At 61.1% G+C, this 999-nt stretch carries 1 pseudogene; it reads right to left on the bottom strand.

Features of this window, described 5'->3' with window-relative positions:
- Positions 1 to 907 (bottom strand): annotated as a pseudogene (locus GL286_RS22065) (IS256 family transposase); the annotation flags it as partial.
- Positions 908 to 999 lie beyond the last annotated feature (92 nt).

Raw genomic sequence — 999 nt, 5'->3', positions numbered from 1 at the left:
GTCGTGCAAATGAGCCTTGGCCCTGTCCTGCAGCGACTTGGGCAGCGCGTTCAACACGTTCATCGTCTTATGCACCCAGCAGCGCCGCTCGTGGCTGGAGGCAAAGACCTCGCGCAGTGCGGTCCAAAGTGAGCGGGTGAACGCGATCCGTCCGAGAGAACCCGCGAACGAGCGCGCCGTCGCCAATGGCCAGTTTGGGATCCTGCTTCAGGCCCCGGCGCTTCAGATCGAGCAGCAGTTCGGGCCAGCTTTCGGTGCTTTCGCGGAAACCGTCGGTCATCGCCAGCAGTTCCTTACCGCCATATTGATCGGCCCCGACGATCACCAGAACGCATTGCTTTTCTTCGGCCATGCGAGGTTTGAAATAGACCCCGTCGGCCCAGATGTAGAGGAAGCGCCGGTTGCTCAGGTCGCGTTTTCGCCAGGCCTCGTCGTCGCTCCACCAGTCTGCCTTCAGCCGCGTGATCGTCTTGGCAGAAAGGCCCGAAGCTTTAGGACCAAGAAGCGCCGCCAGCGCCTCACTGAAATCGCCGGTGCTGACGCCCTTGGGGTAAAGCCAGGGCATCAGCTCCTCGACCGATTTTGCCTTGCGCAGATATCGCGGCAGGATGCTGGGCGTGAAACTGATCTTGTCCTCACCGTGCTTGCGATCCCGCACCCGAGGAACCCTCACGGGCACGGGTCCGATACCGGTCATCACCTCGCGCTCGGGCAGGTGAGCGTGCCGCACCAAACGGGATGTCCCGTTCTCAAGCTTCTCGTCCGCAAACGCGGCCATCAACGCCGCCAGTTCCGCGTGGATTGCCTGCTCGATCAGCTTGCGCGCGCCGTCACGGATGATGTCGGTGAACGGGTCGGCGCTGAATCCGGATGGATCGGGCAGCTGCGTGATGGTAGTCAATGACATGTGGCGTATGCTTTCTCTGCTGAGAATTGACGGCGTCTTGAACACCGCCTTGATATGCCACCCTTCAGACCATCACCAACTTTCGCCCATTA

The organism is Paracoccus aestuariivivens (assembly GCF_009711225.1).
Classification (GTDB): domain Bacteria; phylum Pseudomonadota; class Alphaproteobacteria; order Rhodobacterales; family Rhodobacteraceae; genus Paracoccus; species Paracoccus aestuariivivens.
Note: the sequence above shows the minus strand (reverse complement) of the source record. Positions and strands in the feature narration are given on the sequence as shown.